Source organism: Kribbella sp. NPDC003557, assembly GCF_040610805.1.
Lineage (GTDB): Bacteria > Actinomycetota > Actinomycetes > Propionibacteriales > Kribbellaceae > Kribbella.
The window spans coordinates 834,176-854,769 of sequence record NZ_JBEXMY010000001.1; the positions used below are offsets into that span (position 1 = coordinate 834,176).

Annotated in this window: 18 protein-coding genes; 7 read left to right on the top strand and 11 right to left on the bottom strand. The window is 68.0% G+C overall.

Annotation, left to right across the window (positions count from 1 at the left end):
- The first annotated feature begins 6 nt into the window (after positions 1–6).
- The 5 genes from ABZW60_RS04020 (at position 7) to ABZW60_RS04040 (ending at position 5,387) form a co-directional block, all read left to right on the top strand.
- Positions 7–1,347 (top strand): glutamine synthetase family protein, encoded by a 1,341-nt coding sequence (locus tag ABZW60_RS04020; RefSeq protein WP_355473788.1) that lies wholly within the window; start codon positions 7–9, stop codon positions 1,345–1,347.
- Between the two features lie 156 nt (positions 1,348–1,503).
- Positions 1,504–2,232 carry a gamma-glutamyl-gamma-aminobutyrate hydrolase family protein gene (locus tag ABZW60_RS04025; RefSeq protein ID WP_355473790.1) on the top strand — a complete coding sequence of 243 codons (729 nt, stop codon included), beginning with the start codon at positions 1,504–1,506 and terminating at the stop codon, positions 2,230–2,232.
- 159 nt (positions 2,233–2,391) lie between these two features.
- Positions 2,392–3,738 (top strand): aldehyde dehydrogenase family protein, encoded by a 1,347-nt coding sequence (locus tag ABZW60_RS04030; protein WP_355473792.1) that lies wholly within the window; start codon positions 2,392–2,394, stop codon positions 3,736–3,738.
- Position 3,739: 1 nt separating this feature from the next.
- Complete coding sequence (locus ABZW60_RS04035) at positions 3,740–4,516, top strand: 3-oxoacyl-ACP reductase (RefSeq protein ID WP_355473793.1); 777 nt, start codon at positions 3,740–3,742, stop codon at positions 4,514–4,516.
- 151 nt (positions 4,517–4,667) lie between these two features.
- Positions 4,668–5,387 carry an FCD domain-containing protein gene (locus ABZW60_RS04040; RefSeq protein ID WP_355473795.1) on the top strand — a complete coding sequence of 240 codons (720 nt, stop codon included), beginning with the start codon at positions 4,668–4,670 and terminating at the stop codon, positions 5,385–5,387.
- A gap of 43 nt (positions 5,388–5,430) precedes the next feature.
- On the opposite strand, the gene ABZW60_RS04045 is transcribed toward ABZW60_RS04040, so the two are convergent.
- On the bottom strand, positions 5,431–8,307 hold the full coding sequence (locus ABZW60_RS04045; RefSeq protein ID WP_355473797.1) for a S8 family serine peptidase: 2,877 nt from the start codon (positions 8,305–8,307) through the stop codon (positions 5,431–5,433).
- Positions 8,308–8,553: 246 nt separating this feature from the next.
- Here ABZW60_RS04045 and ABZW60_RS04050 point away from each other — a divergent pair, with 246 nt between their 5' ends.
- Both ABZW60_RS04050 and ABZW60_RS04055 read left to right on the top strand, forming a co-directional pair.
- The gene (locus tag ABZW60_RS04050; protein WP_355473798.1) at positions 8,554–9,486 is read left to right on the top strand and encodes a zinc metalloprotease; all 933 of its coding nucleotides are present in this window, start codon (positions 8,554–8,556) and stop codon (positions 9,484–9,486) included.
- Positions 9,487–9,544: 58 nt separating this feature from the next.
- Positions 9,545–10,672 carry a D-alanyl-D-alanine carboxypeptidase family protein gene (locus ABZW60_RS04055; protein ID WP_355473800.1) on the top strand — a complete coding sequence of 376 codons (1,128 nt, stop codon included), beginning with the start codon at positions 9,545–9,547 and terminating at the stop codon, positions 10,670–10,672.
- An 85-nt stretch (positions 10,673–10,757) separates the two neighbouring features.
- On the opposite strand, the gene ABZW60_RS04060 is transcribed toward ABZW60_RS04055, so the two are convergent.
- From ABZW60_RS04060 to ABZW60_RS04105, 10 genes are all read right to left on the bottom strand, one after another.
- The gene (locus tag ABZW60_RS04060; protein ID WP_355473802.1) at positions 10,758–11,825 is read right to left on the bottom strand and encodes a YihY/virulence factor BrkB family protein; all 1,068 of its coding nucleotides are present in this window, start codon (positions 11,823–11,825) and stop codon (positions 10,758–10,760) included.
- 28 nt (positions 11,826–11,853) lie between these two features.
- Positions 11,854–12,366 (bottom strand): 2'-5' RNA ligase family protein, encoded by a 513-nt coding sequence (locus ABZW60_RS04065; RefSeq protein WP_355473804.1) that lies wholly within the window; start codon positions 12,364–12,366, stop codon positions 11,854–11,856.
- Between the two features lie 7 nt (positions 12,367–12,373).
- Positions 12,374–13,429, bottom strand: a complete 1,056-nt coding sequence (gene trpS, locus ABZW60_RS04070; protein WP_355473806.1) for a tryptophan--tRNA ligase — start codon at positions 13,427–13,429, stop codon at positions 12,374–12,376.
- Positions 13,430–13,521: 92 nt separating this feature from the next.
- Entirely contained in the window at positions 13,522–13,926 is a 405-nt protein-coding gene (locus ABZW60_RS04075; RefSeq protein ID WP_355473808.1) for a hypothetical protein, read from the bottom strand.
- A 57-nt stretch (positions 13,927–13,983) separates the two neighbouring features.
- Positions 13,984–14,991, bottom strand: a complete 1,008-nt coding sequence (locus ABZW60_RS04080) for an iron-siderophore ABC transporter substrate-binding protein (protein ID WP_355473809.1) — start codon at positions 14,989–14,991, stop codon at positions 13,984–13,986.
- A 47-nt stretch (positions 14,992–15,038) separates the two neighbouring features.
- Positions 15,039–16,382 carry an N-acetylglucosamine/diacetylchitobiose ABC transporter substrate-binding protein gene (gene ngcE, locus ABZW60_RS04085; protein WP_355473811.1) on the bottom strand — a complete coding sequence of 448 codons (1,344 nt, stop codon included), beginning with the start codon at positions 16,380–16,382 and terminating at the stop codon, positions 15,039–15,041.
- A gap of 13 nt (positions 16,383–16,395) precedes the next feature.
- Entirely contained in the window at positions 16,396–17,292 is an 897-nt protein-coding gene (locus tag ABZW60_RS04090; protein ID WP_355473812.1) for a carbohydrate ABC transporter permease, read from the bottom strand.
- The gene (locus tag ABZW60_RS04095; protein ID WP_355473814.1) at positions 17,289–18,290 is read right to left on the bottom strand and encodes a sugar ABC transporter permease; all 1,002 of its coding nucleotides are present in this window, start codon (positions 18,288–18,290) and stop codon (positions 17,289–17,291) included. The genes ABZW60_RS04090 and ABZW60_RS04095 overlap by 4 nt, the downstream gene beginning before the upstream one ends.
- Positions 18,287–19,705: an N-acetylglucosamine/diacetylchitobiose ABC transporter substrate-binding protein gene (gene ngcE / locus ABZW60_RS04100; protein ID WP_355473815.1), complete on the bottom strand. Its 1,419-nt coding sequence runs from the start codon at positions 19,703–19,705 to the stop codon at positions 18,287–18,289. The genes ABZW60_RS04095 and ngcE (ABZW60_RS04100) overlap by 4 nt, the downstream gene beginning before the upstream one ends.
- A gap of 22 nt (positions 19,706–19,727) precedes the next feature.
- Positions 19,728–20,510 (bottom strand): SIS domain-containing protein, encoded by a 783-nt coding sequence (locus tag ABZW60_RS04105; RefSeq protein ID WP_355473817.1) that lies wholly within the window; start codon positions 20,508–20,510, stop codon positions 19,728–19,730.
- Positions 20,511–20,594: the final 84 nt, after the last annotated feature.

Here is a 20,594-nt window from a genome sequence, read left to right on the forward strand (position 1 = left end):
CTGGGTGTGGAGGATTTACGGAGGCTGGTCGACGCCGGTGAGGTCGACACGGTGCTGGTGGCGATCACGGACATGCAGGGGCGCCTTCAAGGAAAGCGTTGTGGTGCACGGTATTTCCTGGAGGAGGTGCTGAAGCACGGCACCGAGGGGTGCAACTACCTGCTCGCGGTCGACGTCGACATGAACACCGTCGACGGGTACGCGATGTCGTCCTGGGAGCGCGGGTACGGCGACATGGTGATGGCGCCGGACCTCGACACGCTCCGTCTGGTGCCGTGGTTGGAGGGCACCGCGCTGGTGCTATGCGACGTGCAGTGGCTGGACGGTACGCCGGTGGTCGCGTCGCCGCGGCAGGTGCTGCGGGCCCAGCTCGACCGGTTGTCCCAACGGGGACTGAAGGCCTATGTCGGGACCGAGCTCGAGTTCATCGTCTTCGACGACACGTACGAAACCGCGTGGAACAACCGGTATCGCGACCTCACGCCCTCGAACCAGTACAACGTCGACTACTCCCTCGTCGGCACCTCCCGCATCGAGCCGCTGCTGCGCGATATCCGCAACGGGATGACGGGCGCCGGTCTCTATGTCGAGTCGGCGAAGGGCGAGTGCAACCTCGGCCAGCACGAAATCGCTTTCCGGTACGACGAGGCGCTGGTCACCTGCGACAACCACTCGATCTACAAGACCGGCGCGAAGGAGATCGCCGCCAAGCACGGCAAGAGCCTCACGTTCATGGCGAAGTACGACGAGCGCGAGGGCAACTCGTGCCACATCCACCTGAGCTTCCGGTCCACCGACGGCTCACCGGTGCTGGCGGGTGACGGTTCTTATGGGTTCTCGCGGCTGATGGAGCATTTCATCGCCGGCCAGCTCGCCTGCCTGTCCGAGTTCACGTACCTGCTGGCGCCGAACATCAACTCGTACAAGCGTTTCGTCCACGGCAGCTTCGCGCCGACCGCCGTCGCCTGGGGCCTGGACAACCGCACCTGCTCGTTGCGCGTCGTCGGTCATGGCGATTCCCTGCGGGTCGAGAACCGCCTGCCCGGTGGCGACGTGAACCCGTACCTCGCCGTCGCCGCGATCATCGCCTCCGGTCTGCACGGCATCGAGCAGGAGCTGGAACTCGAACCGCTCCTGGAGGGCAACGCCTACGAATCCGCCGACAAGGAACACGTCCCGGCCACCCTCCGCGAGGCTGCCGCCCTCTTCACCGGCTCGAAACTCGCCCGCACCGCCTTCGGCGACGAGATGGTCGACCACTACGCCAACGCCGCCCGCGTCGAACTGGCCGCCTACGACGCCACCGTCACCGACTGGGAGCGAATCCGTGGCTTCGAACGCCTCTGAGACCGGCCCCGTGTGCGCCGTCCGCCGCGAAGCCCCCGGCCCGCCGGCGCTCAGCTCGAGGGGATATCCCCTCGTGTTGGGGGTTCTCCCCTGGTACACCAACGCAGAACCCCCAACAGCAAGGGATAACCCCTTGAAGGTGCACGTGAGAAGACGATGAACGGGAGCTCGGGAGGACGGCCGCCGCGGGTACGTTCCAAGCCGCGTATCGGGATCACGACGTACCTGGAGCCGGCCGCTTGGGGTATCTGGGAGCGGTCGGCAGCGTTGGTCCCACAGGTGTATCTCGACGCGGTGGTAGCGGCCGGAGGGGTGCCGCTGCTGCTGCCACCTGTGGGGACCGATCCTTCGGTTCTCGACGTTCTGGACGGCTTGGTCATCGCCGGTGGCTGCGATGTCGACCCGGCGTCGTACGCCGCCGTACCGCACCCGGAAACCGTCGACACCCGCGTGGACCGGGACCGCCATGAAGCAGTCTTGATCCAAGCTGCCCTGGACCGCGACCTGCCGTTGCTCGCGATCTGCCGCGGCCTGCAGATGCTGAACGTGACACTCGGCGGCACCCTGCACCAGCACCTCCCCGACGTCGTCGCCCACGACGAGCACCGGCCGTCGCCGGCCGTCTTCGGCACGACCGAGGTGAAGATCGAGCCCGGCACCCTGACCGCACAGATCCTCGGCGAGCGAGCCGCCGGCAGCTGCTACCACCATCAGGCAATCGACACCGTAGCCCCCGGCCTGAAGGTCACAGCCCGCTCCGACGACGGCACCGTCGAGGCAGCCGAGGTGGCGGGCCACCCCTTCGCCCTGGGCGTCCAATGGCACCCGGAGGAAACCCCCGACGACCTCCGCCTGTTCACCGCCTTGACCAGGAGCAGCACATGACACGCCTCCAGGTCGCCGGCCGCGACCCCCGCCTGTCCACCGCCTTGACCAGGAGCAGCACATGACACGCCCCCAGGTCGCCGGCTGTGACCTCCGCCGTTTCCTCGCTGCTCCGGGCGCTCTGCTCGCTCAGCTCCCCAGTCCAGGCCGGGAGGCCTCATGACGTATGACGTGATCAACCCGGCGACCGAGAAGGTGATCCGGACGATCTCTCTCGCCTCCGAGGCGGAAGCCGACGCGGCGATCGAGCGCGCCGCGCGGGCCTTCGAGACCTGGCGTGAGGTGACACCTGCCGACCGCGGGCGGCTGCTGCGGCGGTTCGCCGACGCGGTGGACGCCGACCTGGAGAACCTGGCTGCGCTGGAGGTCGAGAACGCCGGACACACGATCGGAAACGCCCGCTGGGAAGCCGGAAACGTTCGCGACGTCCTCACCTACTACTCGGCCGCCCCGGAACGCCTTTTCGGAAAGCAGATTCCGGTGGCCGGCGGCATCGACGTGACGTTCCAGGAACCGCTCGGCGTGGTCGGGGTCATCGTTCCGTGGAACTTTCCGATGCCGATCGCGGGCTGGGGCTTCGCGCCCGCGCTGGCGGCCGGAAACACCGTTGTGCTGAAACCCGCCGAGCTCACACCACTGACCGCCCTGCGCCTCGGCGAACTCGCACTGGAGGCCGGCCTGCCGCCCGGCGTCCTCGAAGTCGTGCCCGGTAAGGGAACCGTTGTCGGAAACCGTTTCGTCACGCATTCCGCCGTCCGGAAAATCGTCTTCACCGGCTCCACCACGGTCGGCAAGCAGATCATGGCCGGCTGCGCGGACCAGGTGAAGCGCGTGACGCTCGAGCTGGGCGGCAAGTCCGCGAACATCGTGTTCGCCGACGCCGACCTCGAGAAGGCGGCCGCGCAAGCGCCGTACGGCGTGTTCGACAACGCCGGGCAGGACTGCTGCGCGCGCTCCCGGATCCTTGTCGAGCGCACGGCATACGACCGGTTCCTGGAGCTGCTCGAACCGGCCGTCAAGAACTTCAAGGTCGGCGATCCGGGCGACCCGGCGACCGAGATGGGTCCGCTGATCTCGGCCGGGCAACTGGAGCGCGTCGCGTCGTACGTGGAGAACCCGGCGTTTCAGGGGACGGCACCGAGCGGGCCTGGGTACTGGTTCCCGCCCACCGTCCTGGCACCGGCTTCCGAACGCGCTGTCCGCGAGGAGATCTTCGGGCCGGTGGTCGCAGTGATCCCGTTCGAGGACGAGGCGGACGCGCTGCGGATCGCGAACGACAGCCAGTACGGGCTGTCCGGCTCGATCTGGACCCGCGACGTCGGCCGCGCGCTGCGGGTGGGCCGCGGCGTCGAGGCCGGCAACCTGTCGATCAACTCGAATTCGTCGGTGCGCTACTCGACACCGTTCGGTGGTTACAAGCAGTCCGGCCTAGGCCGGGAGCTCGGCCCGGACGCGCTCGCCGCGTTCACCGAGACCAAGAACATCTTCATCAGCACGGAGGATTGATATGGACGTCAAGGCACACCGGCTCGAAGGCAGAGTCGCTGTCGTCACGGGTGGCGCGAGCGGGATCGGGCTGGCCACGGTCCGGCGGCTCGCGGCGGAAGGCGCGCACGTCGTGATCGGCGACCTCGACCCGGCCGCGGGGAAGGACGCGGCGGACGAGATCGGCGGGCTGTTCGTACCGACCGACGTCACCGACCCGGCCGCGGTCGACAACCTGTTCAAGCAGGCCTTCGACACGTACGGCGCGGTCGACATCGCATTCAACAACGCCGGCATCTCCCCGCCCGACGACGCCTCGATCCTCGACACCGGCCTGGACGCGTGGCGCAAGGTCCAGGAGGTCAACCTGACCTCGGTCTACCTCTGCTGCAAGGCCGCCATCCCCTACATGCAACGCCAGGGCCGCGGCTCCATCATCAACACAGCATCCTTCGTAGCCGTAATGGGCGCCGCAACCTCCCAGATCTCCTACTCCGCCTCCAAGGGCGGCGTCCTCGCCATGAGCCGCGAACTAGGCGTCGAATTCGCCCGCCAGGGCATCCGCGTCAACGCCCTCTGCCCCGGCCCCGTCAACACCCCCCTCCTCACCGAACTCTTCGCCAAAGACCCCGAACGAGCCCAACGCCGCCTCGTCCACGTCCCCATGGGCCGCTTCGGCGAGCCGGAGGAGATCGCCGCCGCGGTCGCCTTCCTGGCCAGCGACGACTCCTCCTTCATCACCGCCAACACTTTCCTGGTAGACGGCGGCATCTCCGGCGCCTACGTGACCCCGATGTAGCCCCGGGTTGTCCGCTCGTCTTGGGGGTTCTCCGCTCGTAGACCAGCAAAGAACCCCCAACACGGGTGGATATCCCCTGAAGTTGCTGCGGGCGGGGCCGCCGGGCGCAGGGCTCCGGATCGTTCGAGGGATGGAGTCTTAGGCTGGGGGCATGGTCGTTCAGGCAGATGATGCGGTGTTCCGGCCCGTGCGGGCCGGGAACCCGTTCGAGGAGACGGTCGAGCGGTTGCTGCAGGCAATCAAGCTCGGCGTCGTCGTCCCCGGCGACCGCCTCCCGCCCGAGCGCGAGCTGGCCGCCCGCCTGAACGTCAGCCGAGTCACCCTCCGCGAGGCCATCCACGCCCTCACCGAAGCCGGCTACGTGGAGTCCCGCCGCGGCCGGTACGGCGGCACGTTCGTCAACGAGCACCTCCCCAAAACCCGCCGTACGACGGCCAAACGCCTCGCCCGCGACCTGGCCGCCGGCCTGGACGACGCCCTGACCCTCCGCCAGGTCCTGGAAACCGGCGCCGCCGAAGCCGCCGCCACCCGCACCCTCACCGACGCCGAACGCGACCACCTGGAACGCTGCCTGGCCGACACGACCGCCGCCACCCTCACCGACTACCGCCGCCTGGACTCCCGCCTCCACCTGGCCATAGCCGAAGTCACCGGCTCCCCCTCCCTCACATCAGCCATGGCCGACGTCCGAATGCGCCTCAACGAGCTCCTGGACGCCATCCCCCTCCTGGAACCCAACCTCCACCACTCCAACACCCAGCACCAGGCCATCGTCACCGCGATCCTCACCCAAGACCCCACGACCGCCCGCACAGCCATGCAAGAACACCTGGCCGGCACCGAGGCCCTCCTCCGCGCCTTCCTCGAATAGAAATGCCCCGGCCGATGAATCGGCCGGGGCAAGGAGCGGAGGTTCAGCTGATGGTGAGGATCTTGTTGACCGTGTAGGCCGGGGCGTGATCAGCGTCGCCCGGGAACCACACCCGGTAGGCGATCTGCCCGCGCACGGCCGGCTTGATGCCGAACGCGTACTTGCCGGACGTGCTGAGCTTCACCGACGCGATCGACTTCCAGACCTTGCTGCCGTACTGCTGCAGATACACGGTCTGTCCGGCGTGCGCCGGAGCGACGTAGCCACTGAACGCCGCGGCGCCACCGAGACGGATGGACGACGGCGACAGCACAGCCGAGATCGTCGGGCGGACCTGCACCGTGATGTCCGCGGTACGGGTGCCCATCAGGCTCTCGTTGCCCGGGAACGTCAGCATGTACACCGACGACACCAGCGGCTTGTGCACCACCGACAACGTCCCCGTCGACGACGTCTTCAACGCCGCCAGCAACGTGAACTTCGACGAGTTCTTCGGCCGCACATACACGTTCACCGGCAACCCGGCATAGGCCACGTTGTCGATCCGCAGCGTGCTCCCCCGCAGGGTGATCGAACCGCCGTAGTCGATCAACGTCGACGTCGTGCTGATCCCGGACTTCATCCCGAGCAGTTGTCTGGTTGCGACAGGGCTGACCTTGCCGCTGCGGTCCTTCACCCAGGCCGCGTAGGTGTACGTCGTACCTTGCGCGAGGCCGGTGTTCTTCACCGCGGTCCCGGTCCCCGCGTACGCGAGCGATCCGGTGGTCAGCGTAGGTGCGACACTGCTCGGGTTGCGTCGCACGATCACCTGGTCGAGGTCCGACATCGGCGCGATCTTCCAGCTGAGGTTCGCCGCGAGATAGGCGCCTGCGGCGGCAAAGTCCGGTTTCCCTGGAGTCAGGTCGACCGTCGTGAAGAGGCTGCTGAAGGCACCCATCCAGTTGTAGGTCGTGTCCTTCACGTCAACCGCGAGGATTCGGTAAGGCGTGTTGTCGAGCAGCGGCGTCGTCGGGCTGAGGATCGCCCTGTTGGTGGCCTTGTCGTACTCGACCGTCGCCGCAACGGTCGAATTGGTCTTGGTATTGATCAATCGGACCGTCGTCGTGTTCACGGTGTCCGCCATGGCCGGACGCGCGAATGTGACGAAAGGCCTGGAGTCCAGCGGCGCTCCGAACGACTGATCGCCCGGCGAGGCGTCGAGGGCCGGATATGCGTCTCCGCCCGATGTAGGCGTGGTCTGGCAGATGAAGCTGTCGACCGTGTAGGCCCGCGTGTCGCGCGCCCCGTTGTGGTTACGGATCGAGAAGTAGGTCGGACCGGCGTCGGGAAGTTCGACCGCAACTTCCAGACCGATCACTCCGGGGCGATCCGGCTGGCCGGGTGCGGGCAGGCGCACCTCGCCGAACCCCTTCGGCTTGAGCGAGGCGTCGTACACCGACACCACGGGAGCGAGATTCTGTGCGTACGCCGCTGAGTCGTACTCCGGCATGGTGACGGAGATGCAGATGTCCCAGTAGGTAGAAGTCATCTTGTACCAGTCGACATCGCCCTCGGTCCCGATGTTTCCACTGGCCCTCTGCTGCAGTTCGATCGATGTCGCGCGAACTGGCTGGTCGTCGGCGTCCGGGATACCGGGAGCGAAATCCGGAGCCCACGGGCCGCCGAGGGCGTGATAGGCGTCGACGACGCCGGACCCGTAGTACGGGTCGAGGCCTCGCGGACCGGAGTCGCGGGCGGTCGCCTTCAGGCGTGCGATCACCTGGTCCGGCGTCAACGACGGCCACTTGTTGCGGACCAGCGCAGCGACGCCGGAAACGATCGCTGTGGAGAAGGATGTACCCGACAGACCGGTGTAGTACGGCGCGCTACCTGAGGGCGTCAGAGCACGGGGTGCCGTACTGGCGATGCCGAAGCCGGGGGCGACCACATCGACGTCGCGGGGGCTGCTGAAGCTGGTCAGTACGCCGTTCCGGTCCGTCGCGCCGACGCCTAGTACTTCCGGATAGGAGGCCGGCCACGTCTGGAACTCCGCCGTACCGCTGTCGCCGACTGCCGCGACCACCAGCACACCGTTCGCGACCGCATTCTTGATCGCGTCGTGGACGATCTCGTTGGCGTACCCGCCGCCCAGCGACATGTTGATGATCCGGGCGCCGTTCTTGACGGCCCAGTTGATACCCATGACCAGTTTGCCGTCGGAGCCGTTGCCGTTGTCGTCCAGCACCTTGACCGGACGGATCTTGGCGTCCCAGGCTACGCCGGCGATCCCGATGCCGTTGCCGGTGCCGGCCGCGATGATGCCTGCCACCGCGGTGCCGTGCCCGTCGCCGTCGTTCGGCAGCGTCGCGGTGTTGAAGAGGTTGTATCCCGGCAGGAGATGGCCGGCCAGATCCGGGTGACCGGCGTCGACACCGGTGTCGAGTACGGCGATCGTCTGCGACCCGGCCGACTTGGTCAGGTCCCACGCCTGGTTGAGCCGAACGGTCGGCAGGTACTTCTGGTAGTTGGCGTAGAACGGGTCGGCCGGAGTGGCGAGCTTGTGCCGGATGTAGTTGAGCGAGGCGAGCTCGACCGACGGGTCGGTCTTCAAGCGCTTCAACGCGTCGGGCGCCGGCACGTCACCCGTCACCGTGACCACCTCGGAGGAGGTCACGGACACGTCGGGCTTGCCGTGGATCTTGGCCATGGCGGCCTTGCGGGCCGAGGTGGTGGCCTTTGATTTGAACTTCACGAGGACCGAGTTGGCTTCGTAGGACGGTCCGGCGGGTTTGCCGATGGTGGGCTTCGCCTCGAAGGGGCGGGGCTCGGCGGCGGTTCCCGAGGAGCCGGTGACCGCCACCAGGGTGGTGGCGACCAGGGCGGCGGGGAGGACGAGTCGTAGTACCTGGGCAGACGTCAGCGGCATGCGGGCGCGGCGCATCCAGAACTCCAGCAAGAGAGGGGGAGAGAACCAGTGCGGCCCCCGCGGCACCGGTATAGACAGGCAGACGTTTTATCGTTCAGAAGGCGGCTTGCGCAAGTACGTTGCAGCTAGTTGCAGGTGACCGGCGCGGTGGTGCCGTGGCACGGGTTGGTCAGGGAATGGGTTGGCACTGGTCGGGATGGTGGGGAAAATCGCGGGATTCGGCCGCACCGCCCAAAGCGGCCCGATTCATGGAGGACCGCTATGCGATCTTTCGTTACCCGTCCCCGCGCCCTGGCCGTGATTCTGGCCGGTACGGCGCTCGCGTTCAGTCCGCTCGGTGGACAGGCGACCGCGAAGGCGCCTGTCGACCAGACCGCCGGAGCGGCGTGTTTCACGCCTGAGGAAGGTCCTGCCGCGCGTGGTGGCTTCGGTGCCGACCACCGGGAGCTGTCGGCGGCCGAGCAGAAGGCCATCGACGCCAGGACCGCGCAGATCCTGAAGACCAAGCGCGGCTTCACGGCCGGCACGCTGGCTTCCGCGAGTGTGCCGGTGTACATCCACGTGATGCTGAGCAAGTCCGGCGCCGGCGACGTCACGTCGACCCAGATCAACCAGCAGATCGCCGAGCTGAACCAGAACTTCGCAGGTCAGGAGTCGTCCCAGGCCGCGAACACCGGTTTCACGTTCACGCTGGCGGGCGTCAACCGGTACTACAACGACCAGTGGCACAAGGACCGGCAGAGCAACTCGTACCGGTCCCAGACGCGCCAGGGCGGCAAGAACGCCCTGAACATCTGGCTGGTCGACTTCTCGTACCTCGGGATCGCGACCTTCCCGTGGGACTACGCGAGCAACCCGTCGATCGACGGCATCCGGGTGCAGTACAGCTCCCTGCCCGGCGGCTCGGCCACCAACTACAACGAAGGCAAGACCGCGACCCACGAGGCCGGTCACTGGTTCGGGCTGTACCACACGTTCCAGGGCGGCTGCACGAGCACGAACGACTCGGTGTCCGACACGCCCGCCCAGAGCAGCTCGTCCAGCGGCTGCCCGGAGGGCCGGGACTCCTGCTCGCTGCCCGGTCTGGACCCGATCCACAACTACATGGACTACTCCTACGACTCCTGCTACAACCAGTTCACCCCGGGGCAGTCGACCCGGATCAGCAACATGTGGACCGCCTACCGAGCCTGACCCAGGGCATGAGACCCGACTGTGACATCTGCACCGTCGGCCAACTAGAGTGCCGCCGATGCGTTTGCTTCTGACGGCCTGCGCTACCACCGCACTGGTGGTAGCCGGACCTCTGACAGCGACCGCCGCCGATACGGGCCCACAAGGCCCGGTCGGCGGCGAGCTGCTGACGGCGAAGCCGACGGTCGTCGCCAACGGGGCGGCACCGCCGGCCGTGCAGGCGTCGGCGTACGTCGTGGCCGACCTGGACACCGGGCAAGTGCTCGCCGCCAAGGCCCCGCACGCGAAGTTGCGCCCGGCCAGCACGCTCAAGACCCTGACCGCGCTGGTCCTGCTGCCGCGGCTGAAGAAGACCGACCCGGTCGTCGGCTCGGACGCCGACGCCGGCATCATCGGCAGCAAGGTCGGGGTGTACCCCGGCTTGCACTACACCGTCGACCTGCTCTTCCAGGGCATGTTCCTGGCGTCGGGGAACGACGCCGTGCACGCCCTGTGCGCCCACGACCAGGGCGGCGTCCCCGCGACCATCCAGCGGATGAACGCGAAGGCCAAGGACCTCGGCGCGCTCGACACCCACGTCACCGACCCGACCGGCCTGGACGCCGACGGGCAGTACTCGAGCGCCTACGACCTGGCCCTGTTCGCGCAGGCGGGGCTCGAGCGTCAGGACTTCGCGAAGTACGCCTCGACGAAGTACACGAACTTCCCGAACGTCGGCAACAAGGGCAGCTACCAGGTCGCGAACCAGAACAAGCTGCTGTTCAACTACGACGGCGCGCTCGGCGTGAAGACCGGCTACACCACGCTGGCCCGGAACACGTTCGTCGGCGCTGCCCGGCGCAACGGGCACACACTGGTGGTGACGCTGATGAACGCGCCGCACGGCATCACCGAGGACGCGAGCAACCTGCTGACCTGGACATTCACCAACTACGGCAAGCTCAAGCCCGTCGGCACCCTGGTCAAGCCGGCCGCCGCCCCGCCGAAGACCCAGCAGCAGGGCAAGCCCACAACCACCACGAAGGGTACGGCGGGCGCACCGCAGGCCCGCACCGCGCTGAACCCGGGCCAGGCGGTCAAGTCACTCGCCTTCCGCGTCCCCGACTGGGCGTACGCCGCCCCGCCGGTCCTGCTCCTCGGCCTGTTCCTCCGCCGCCCTCGCGCGCTCCGCCGCCGCCGTCACTGAGCCCGGGTGTAGGTCAGCGCCAGGTGCCCGCCGGAACCACTCACCTCGTCCAGCTGCAGCTGGTGGGACGAGGTGTCCAGCGGATTCAGGAGTGGCGGATCGAGCGGACCGCTCGGAGGCCCTGGAGGGCCAGGGTGGTGATTGTGACGCCGAGAAGCGTTCCGGCGGCGACAGCGACCGTGTCTGCCTTGCGTTGCGGGACCGGGACAACCTTGTAGCGCTTGCCGGGCGGGCCGGGGAGCAGCGGTTCGGGCTCGACGGCCCGGGGCTCCGACCCCTCTTCCGACTTCTCTTCAGACTTCTCTTCGCGGGCGTGGGCGTCGAGGGTGGCTTCCTTCGTCCACGCGGCGATCAGCATGATCGCGCGGGTCATCAGGTAGATCCACACCAGCAGCGCCAGCGGCACCGCCACCGCACCGTACGCCGCGTTCGCGCCGATCACGTGGTTCACGTAGAGGTTGCCGAGCCGCTGGGCGAGGTAGAACACGACGCCGCCGGCGAGCGCCGCGATCAGCGCCACCTTGGGGGGCAGGACGATCCGCGGCAGGACCGTCTGCATGTACAGGAACAGCACCGCCCCGGCGCCGATCCCGATCACCAGGCTGATCAGGCCGAGCCCCCAGTCCGCCAGCCAGGTGCCGTCCAGGTCGACCCAGTCGACGATGCGTTTCGACAGCGCGGTCAGGATCGACGACGCGCCGGTGGCGATCAGGCCGATCAGGCCGAGGCCGATCAGGGCACCGAAATCGACCGCCTTCAGCTTGACGATGTTTCCCGGCTCGTCGTCGAGCTCGTGCATCGAGCGGATCGAGGCGCGCAGCGAGTCGATCCAGCCCAGGCCGGTGAACAACAGCCCGATCGCGGAGATCAGGCCGATGGTCCCGGCGTGCGCGATCAGCGCGTCGATGTCGATCTTGTCGCCGATCCCGGGCAGGTTCTTCTCCAGGGCCTTCTTCAGCGTCTCGATCGCGTCGTCGCCGAGCAGCGGCCCGATGATCGCCGCGGCCAGCACGATCAGCGGGAACATCGACAGGAACCCGAAGAAGCTCGTCGCCCCGGCCAGCCGGTTGCCGCGCCGGTTGCCGTACCGCTGCCAGGCCCGCCACACCTGCGACTTCCTGAACCGCGCCCAGACCCGCTTGATGCTGCCCATGTGACTCCTGTACCCCGATGAACGAGTCTCAGCCTGCCAGCGGGAACTCGCGCTGCGGGCGCCACACGCCGTCGGCGCCGTGTTCGTAGCGGCTGAAGTGCTCGACGTCGAAGGTGCAGTCGTACTCGGACAGAGCGTCGTAGGCGCGGTCGAGCGCCTCCTTGTCCAGGTCGTGCGCGACCGTGACGTGCGGGTGGTACGGGAACTTCAGGTCGACCTGCAGCGGCCCGGAGCGCACCTGCGACTGCAGCACCTCGCACGACGAGATGCCCTCGGCCAGCGGGACGAACACCACCGGCGAGATCGGCCGGAAGGTCGCCGTACCGCGCAGCCGGATCCGGAACCGCGGGAACCGGGCCGCGACCGCGAGCAGGTGCTCGTCGATCAGCTCCAGGTCGCCGGGCCCGATCTCGGTCGGCGGCAGCAGCGTGACGTGGGTGGGGATCGACGCGGCCATCGGATCACCGAAGTCGGCCCGGTGCTTCTGCAGCTCCGAGCCGTACGGCTCCGCGATCGGGATCGCGACACCGATCGTGGTCATCGGCGGCCTACCGCCCCTGCGGCGGGCCGGGGACGAAGCCGAGCCGGTCGTAGACCCGGGCCAGCGTCGGCTCGGTGACCGCCCGGGCGCGCTCGGCGCCGGCCGCCAGGATCGCGTCCAGCTGGGCCTTGTCGTCGAGGTAGGTCAGCGTCTTCTCCCGGAACGGCGTGACGAACTCGACCACGACGTCGGCGAGGTCCTTCTTGAAGTCGCCGTACCCGCGGCCGGCGTACTCGTCCTCGAGCTCGCTGATCTTCTTGCCGGTCAGCGCCGAGTAGATCGTCAGCAGGTTCGACACACCGGCCTTCTCGACCGGGTCGAAGAGCACGTCCCGGCCGGAGTCGGTGACGGCGGAGCGGATCTTCTTCGCGCTCGCCTTCGGGTCGTCCAGCAGGTCGATGATGCCGGCCGGCGAGGACGACGACTTGCTCATCTTCGCCGTCGGGTCCTGCAGGTCGGAGATCTTCGCGGTCTCCTTGACGATGTACGGCTCCGGCAGCCGGAAGGTCTTGCCGAAGCGGTGGTTGAAGCGCTGCGCGAGATCGCGGGTCAGCTCCAGGTGCTGGCGCTGGTCCTCGCCGACCGGGACCCGGTCGGCCTGGTAGATCAGGATGTCCGCGGCCTGCAGGATCGGGTACGTGAACAGGCCCACGGTGGCGCGGTCGGCGCCGCCCTTGGCCGACTTGTCCTTGAACTGCGTCATCCGGCTGGCCTCGCCGAACCCGGTCAGGCAGCCGAGCACCCAGGACAGCTGCGCGTGCTCGGGCACGTGCGACTGGACGAACAGGGTGGACCGCTCCGGGTCGATCCCGGCCGCGAGCAGCTGCGCGGCGGACCGGCGGGTGCGGTCGCGGAGCGCCTTCGGCTCGTAGTCCACCGTGATCGCGTGCAGGTCCACGACGCAGTAGTACGCCTCGTGGTCGTCCTGCAGGGCCACCCACTGCCGCAACGCGCCGAGGTAGTTGCCGAAGTGGAAGGAGTCCGCCGTCGGCTGGATCCCGGAGAGCACGCGGGGGCGTCGCTGGGAACCGGCTGCGGAGGGGTCAGACGCAGCATGGGACATGCGTCCGATTCTGCCAGCGGTCTCAGTTCACCCTGCACCCGGGCGGGTTATCAGTCATATCTCAACGAGTACGAGTCACCCGGCGGTGTCGCTCACCAGGACCAGCCGCGGGCGGCGAGCTCCTGCTCCTCCTGCCAGCGCTTCTCCTCGGAGCGTTTCACCTCCGCCTCCCCCGGGCATCCGGCCAGCCGGCAGGCCTCGTCGAGCAGGTCGTCGTACGCCGCCTCCAGCGCCATCAGCTTGTGCGCGCGGGCGTACACGTGCGGAGTGGACTCGATGCTGCGGATCTTGGTGGACAGATGCCCCAGACGCGTCTGCAGGCGCAGCGTGTCGAACGGGTCCGGCTCGGGCTCCCGGTGCCGGCGCAGTCGCACGGTCAGCCGCGCCGTCCGCCGCTGGACGCCCCGCCGCCACCGCGACGGCGGCGGAGCCGGCAGCAGCAGGCTCAGCAGGACGCACAGCGTCAAGAACAGAACCACGACTGCCAGCCACTCCATCGCACTCACTCCCCTCCTCCGAGCGTACGGCGGCGAGGCGCTGACGGCGATGGGGTTTTATCCGTTCGTAGCCGGGTTTCCGTCGACGGCGGCGGCCAGCTTCGGGACGAGCTGGTCGAGCACGATCGGCAGGCTGAGGACCGAGACGAAACTCGTCGCGCCGTACAGCTGGTCGTCGTAGTTCTCCTCGACGAACACGTCCCGTGCCTGGGTGCGCACCTTCAGGTTCCGGTACAGCGGGTCGGCCTTCAGCTTCGCCGTGCCGCCCTTGGTCGGGAACCACACCAGGGCCTGCTGGTCGAGCAGCGAGATGCGCTCCGCGCTGATGTTCGCGCCGAACTTGTCCCCGATCGCCTTGTCCAGCCCGGCCGGCAGCGTGAACCCGAAATCGGTCAGCAGCCGCGAGCGCGGGTCCTGCGTGCCGTAGATGAAATACCCCTCGTACGGCGTGGCCATCAGCGCCGGCTTGCCCTGGAACTCGGGATGCTGCTGACGCACCCCGGCGAACCGCGCCTCGATCCCCTTGACCAGCTCGTCGGCCTGCCCCGGCTTCCCGACCGCCTGGCCTACGGTCCGCGCCACGACCTGCCAGGACACGCCGTAGTCCGGTACGCCGGCCGGCTGCGCCACGGTCGGCGCGATCGCGCTCAGCTTCTGGTAATCGTCGGCGCTGATCCCGGAGTAAAGCCCGATGATCAGATCCGGCCGCAGCGCCGCGATCTCCTCGAACTGCAGGCCGTCCTTGTCGCTCAGCACCTGTGGTACGGCGGCGTCGCCGAGCTTCGCCTTCGCCCACGGGAACAACGCGCCCGGCTTCTCACCGAACCACTCGGTCGTCGCCACCGGTACGACGCCGAGCGCGAGCAACGCGTCCTGCTCGACCAGGCCGACCGTCACGACCCGCTGCGGGGCCTGCCCGACCACGGTGTCGCCGTACTTGTTCTTGATCGTCACGGGGAAGGGGCCGCCCTGTGAGCCGGTGACCTGCGGCGCGTCGTCGTTGGCGCTTCCGCACCCGGTCAGGGCGAGCAGGAGTACGGCCAGGAACACCAGCGGGCGGCGCATGGAGACCTCACAGAGGTAGGTTAGGTTGCCCTAACCTAACCTAGATCTCAGTCCCGGTGGTACTTCGTCACCGCGGAGTCCTGTTTCAGCTTGTCGGCCGCCGCCTGGATCCGGGCCGTCCACTCGGACTGCTGCAGGCCGCCGGCCATGAACTGCGCGGTGGCCGTGGCGGCCGCGTCCGCGAACTGCGGGTACCAGTCGTCGAAGTACCAGATGATCAGCTGGTCACCGGCCGCCGACAGCAGGTCCCGGGCGGAGCGGAGCGCCGTCCCCATCTCGAGCCCGTCGGCCGCGCCCCGGACGATGGTGAGCTGGCTCGCCTCCGAGGTGACCTGCGCGGCGACGTCCGCCGACAGCATGGCCCGCAGGTACTCGAGCCCGCCGGCCTTGTTCCGCGCCTTGTCCGGCACCAGCAGCGGCGCGGTCGCCGCGACGTGCACCCCGCTGGCGAGCGCCGGCGACGAGTCCAGCGGCGGAACGGCGAACATCGTCAGCGCGAAGTCCTGCGGGACCAGGCCCTTCATCTCGTTCTCGAGCCAGTTGCCGCACGGCAGCATCCCGGCCTTGCCGGCCAGGAAGCGTTTCTGCGCACCGATGTGGTCGTTCGCCGCGGTGCCGGCCGCGAGCAGCCCGCGCTTGGCCAGCTCGCCGACCGCGGTGATCGCCTTGGTGACGCTCTCGTCCTTCCAGGCGCCGTCCTCGAGGTTGTCGATCCGCTTCACGACATCCGGCCCGCCGGTCTTGGCGGCCAGCGTGAGCACGAGTTCCAGCAGGTAGTACGGGTGCGTGCCGGCGTAGATGAACGGCCCGAGCCGGGCGGCCTTCATATCGTTGCCGAGCGCAAGCAGATCCGGCCAGGTGCGCGGCACCTCCCAGCCGTTGCGCTGGAAGAGGCTGGCCGAATACCAGAGGCCGTACACGCTCGCGATGTAGTTGACGGTGCGCTGCGTCCCGTCGTACCGGCCGAAGTCCAGCATGTCCGGCAGCAGTTGGTCCTTGACCGCCGCGTTCGGGTTGTCCCAGGACGGCGCGTCCAGGAGCTGCTGCAGGTCGGTCAGCTGGCCTTCCTTGACCAGCCGTCCGAGCGCCAGCTCGTCGTCGCCGGTGCTGAGCACCACGTCGGGCGGGTTGCCCGCGGCGAACCGGGGCAGCAGCTGGGCGGACAGCTGCGGTGTCAGCTTCGGCGTGACGACGGCGGCGGCGTACCTCTTCCGGTACGCCGCCGCCGCGAAACCGCCGTACTCCTCGCTGACGACCAGGTCGACCGGAGCGTTCCCGTCGACGGTGAACGGGTTCTCCTTCGACACGGGCGGCGCGACCGGCGTCTTCGAGCATCCGCCCAGGACCGCGCCGGCCAGCGCTCCTTGCAGTAGTGTCCGGCGTTTCAGCATCCCGGCAGGCTATCTACTTCACGCCTCCGGCGGTGACGGAGACCTGCAGTTGACGCTGGAAGATGATGTAGACGACCAGGACCGGCGCCACCGTGATCACCACGGCCGCGAACAGCGCGCCGAAGTCCACCGCGTAGCCGGCTTGCGACGCGAACGAGGCCATGCCCTGCGAGAGCACGTAGTTCTTCGAGTCGGTGTTCAGCGCGACCGGGAGCAGGAACTGGTTCCACAACCCGAGGAAGTTGAAGATCGCGACCGACGCCATCCCCGGCCGGGCCATCGGCAGCATCACCGAGAAGAACGAGCGCCACTCACCCGCGCCGTCGATCTGCGCCGCCTCGTAGACCTCACCCGGCAGCGCCTTGAAGAAGGCGTGCAGGAAGAAGACCGTGAACGGCAGTGCGAACGCGACGTAGGTGGCGATCAACCCGGGCAGGGTGTTGAGCAGCGCGAGGTTCTTCAGCACGAAGAACAGCGGCACGATCGCCAGGAAGACCGGGAACGTCAGCCCGGCCAGCATCGAGTAGTAGATCAACCGGTTGCCGGGGAACGTGAACCTGGCCAGCACATAGGCACACATGGCGCCGAGGATCATCACCAGCACCAGCGCGGAGCCCACGACGATCACGGTGTTCAGGAAGTAGCGGCCGATCCCGGCCGTCGTCCAGGCGTTGGCGTAGTTCTCGAACCGCAGCTTGCTCGGCAGCGACAGCGGGTTGCCCAGGACCTCCTGCGTCGACTTGAACGAGGACAACAGCGTCCACAGCAGCGGCAGGATCACCAGCAGCGACCACAGGATCAGCGCGACGTGGGCGGTCGTCGCCACGCCTCTGCCCTCGCGGGCCCCGTGGTGGGGTGCGCGGCGGGCCCCGGCAACGACGTCGGCCCGGTCAGTGGCGGTGGTTGTCATCGGCGTACCTTCACTTTCCGCTCACGTCCGCCGGTCAGCGCGTTCACCACGAAGACCAGGAGCGCGAACAGCATCGTCACCGCGGCCAGGACCACGCCCATCGCCGTCGAGTACCCGAACTGCCCCTTGGTGAAGGCAGTGGTGAACAACTGCTGGGGCATGACGAGGGTCGAGTTCTGCGGACCGCCGCCCGGGTTCAGCGCCTGCATGTAGACGAAGGCGTCGAGAGCGGCGATGCCGAGGTAGATGTAGGCCGTCTGCACGTTGTCCCGGATCAGCGGCACCGTCAGCGACACCGCGGTCCGGAACCGGCCGGCGCCGTCGATGCGGGCCGCCTCGAACACCTCGGGGTCGATACCGCGGATGGCGGCGATGAACAGCACCATGTAGAAGCCGACGAAGCCCCAGATCATCACGAACATCGACGCCGGCATCGCGGTCCGCGCGTCACCGAGCCAGGCGTAGTTCTCGAACTGCTCGAGCCCGATCTTCGTCAGCACCGCGTCCAGGATGCCCGAGCCCGGCGTGAACACCTGGGCCCAGATCAGACCGATCACGATCGCCGGGATCACGTACGGGAAGAACGAGACGATCCGGTAGAAGCCGGAGTTGCGCAGCCCGCGGACGGTCCCGGTGCCCGAGCCGCCGATCGTCACCAGCGTGGCCAGGGTCAGCGCCAGCACGATCGTCACGATCGGCACGACGATCGCGAGCAGGATGTTGTTGCGCACGGCCTTCAGGAAGATGTCGTCGTGGAACAGCTTCACGTAGTTGTCGAAGCCGACGAAGTTCTGTCCCGCACTGAACCCGGACCAGTCGGTCAGCGAGTAATAGAGCGCCTGGACGAACGGCGAGACGACGAAGATCACGAACACCGCCAGCGGCAGGCCGAGGAACACGACCATGAAGCTGACCCGATCGAAGGTCAGCGGCCGGCGGCGCCGGGTGACGGACCGCGTGGGTCCGTCGCCCGGCACAGCTTCTTGCGTCGTGGTCACTTCGTGACCGGGATCTTCTTGACGGAGCTGTCGTTACGTACCTTGTCGGTGATCTGCTGCAGGCCCTTCGTCAGGCCGGCCGCGTCGATCTGGCCGGACAGGAACGAGTTCCAGACCACGAGGTTGTCGGTGTTCATGCCGTACAGGCCGACGAACTGGTAGTCGAAGACGTTGGTGCCGGCCGCGTCCAGCATCTGCGTCTGCGACTGCAGTGCGGTCGAACCGAACCCGTCCGCGGGAACCAGACCCTTGACGATCGTCGGCGCCAGCCGGGTCTTGGCGAAGTTGGTCGCCGCCTCCTTCGACAGCATCGCCCGCAGCAGCTCCTTGCCGCCAGCAACGTTCTTGCCCTTCGACGGGACGATGAACGGCTCGCCGGCCGCGCTGCGCAGCGCCTCGTACGGCAGCTTCGGGGCGTCGGTGAGCACCGGCTCCGGGACGCCCTTCATGTTGAAGCCCGCCTTGGTGGCCTTCTTCATCTCGTTCTCGATCCACGAACCCGAGGGGTAGAGGATGGCCTGCTGGTCGTTGCTCCACTTCGCCTGCGCGGCGGTGAACTGGGTGCCCGCGCCACCGGGGACGAAGTACCCGTTCTTGACCATCGTCTCCAGCGCCTTGAAGATGCCCTGGATCTGCGGCATCGACCAGCAGTTCTCCTTGAGGTTCTCCAGCGCCAGCCGGACCTCGTCGCCGCCCTCCTTGATCGCGCCGTCGACGGCCATCGTGTGGTAGTAGGTCGCGGCTTCCTTGCCCCAGACGAACAGGTACTTGCCCTTCGCCTTGGCCTTGGCGCCGAGGTCGAGCAGCCCGTCGTACGTCTTCGGCGGCTCCCAACCGTTCTCCTTGAACAGGCTGTCGGAGTACCAGATGCCGTAGAGGGTCAGCACGTAGTTCATCGCGACGAACTTGCCGTCGTACGTACCGGGGTTCTTGGCGCCCGGGTACAGGGTGTCGGCGATCTTCGTGCCCTCGTAGTTCTGCGCCTCGAAGACGTCGTCCAGCGTCGACAGCTGGTCCAGGATCGTGTTGAAGCCGATCTGGTTCGCGCCGGAGTTGTCGATCAGGTCCGGCGGGTTGCCGCCGACGAAGCGCGGCTGCAGCTGCTGGGCGATCTGCGTCGACGGGGCCACCTTGAACGTCGAGCCCGCGAACTTCTTCTGCGCGATGTTGGCCGCGAAGGTCACGTAGTCGTAGCCGTACCCGCCGTTGAAGATCACCGCGTCGACGGTCGCCTTGTCCGCCATACCGAACGGGTTGTCCGCGGTCTTGTCGGCGTTGCCACTGCCGGAACCGCTGTCGTCGCTGCCACTGCCGGCGCAGGCGGCCAGCAGCGTGCTGCCGCCGGTCGCCATCAACGTGCCGACCGCCGCGCGCTGCAGGAACAGCCGCCGCGAGAGGTTGTTGGGAGTGGTCATGATGCCGCCTTCCGAGTGTGATTCAGGCAGTACGCCGGATACGACCGGCGTACCGTGCTTCAAGGGCGTGGTTGTGCTCGTCGCCGCCCGGGATGTTCGCGGACAGGTACACCGGCGGCGTCTCGCCGGCGTCCGTCATTCGGCGCAGCACTTCCGCGACCAGCAGCTGCGCGATCAGCGCGGCGGTGATCGACGACACCGCGCAGACCTTGCCCGCACCGTCGGGCAGGTCGAGGACCGAGTCGCCGTACGGCGCGTGGTTGTCGAGCACCACGTCGGCGAAGTCGATCAGCTTCTTGCCGGACGGGTGCCGCGACTCCATACCGCCGGTGTGCTGCAGCGACGTGATCGCGATCAGCGGGTGGCCCTGCTCCTTGACCACGCGCGCGAGCTCGACGATCGAGCCGTTCACGCCCGAGTTCGAGGCGATCACGAACAGGTCGCCCTCGCGGGCCGCGGACAGCTCGTAGAGCTTGCGGGAGTACTGCGGGTCGCGCTCGAGCTCGGCGCTGCGCAGCAGCTCCGGCGACTCACCGCCGAGCAGCACCAGGTCGCGCAGCGCGATCCGGTTGGTGGCGATCAGTCCGCCGGCCCGGCCCGCGATCTCCATCGCGAGCGCCTCGGAGTGCCCGGAGCCGAACGCCTGGATGACGCCGTTCGCGCGCAGCGACGCCGTCATCAGGTCGGCCGCCCGCTGGATCGGGCCGTCGATCTGCGTCGTGACCGCAGCCATGATCGGCATCAGGGTTTGAACATAAGCCTGCGCGCTCACGCCGCCGGTCTCCCCCGTGTTATCGCTGGCCATCAGCGGGCCCACCCCTCGACTACTGTGCTCGCAGCGACACTCCAGGTGCCGACAAATGCGCAAGTTTGCGGTTTGCTGGACAGA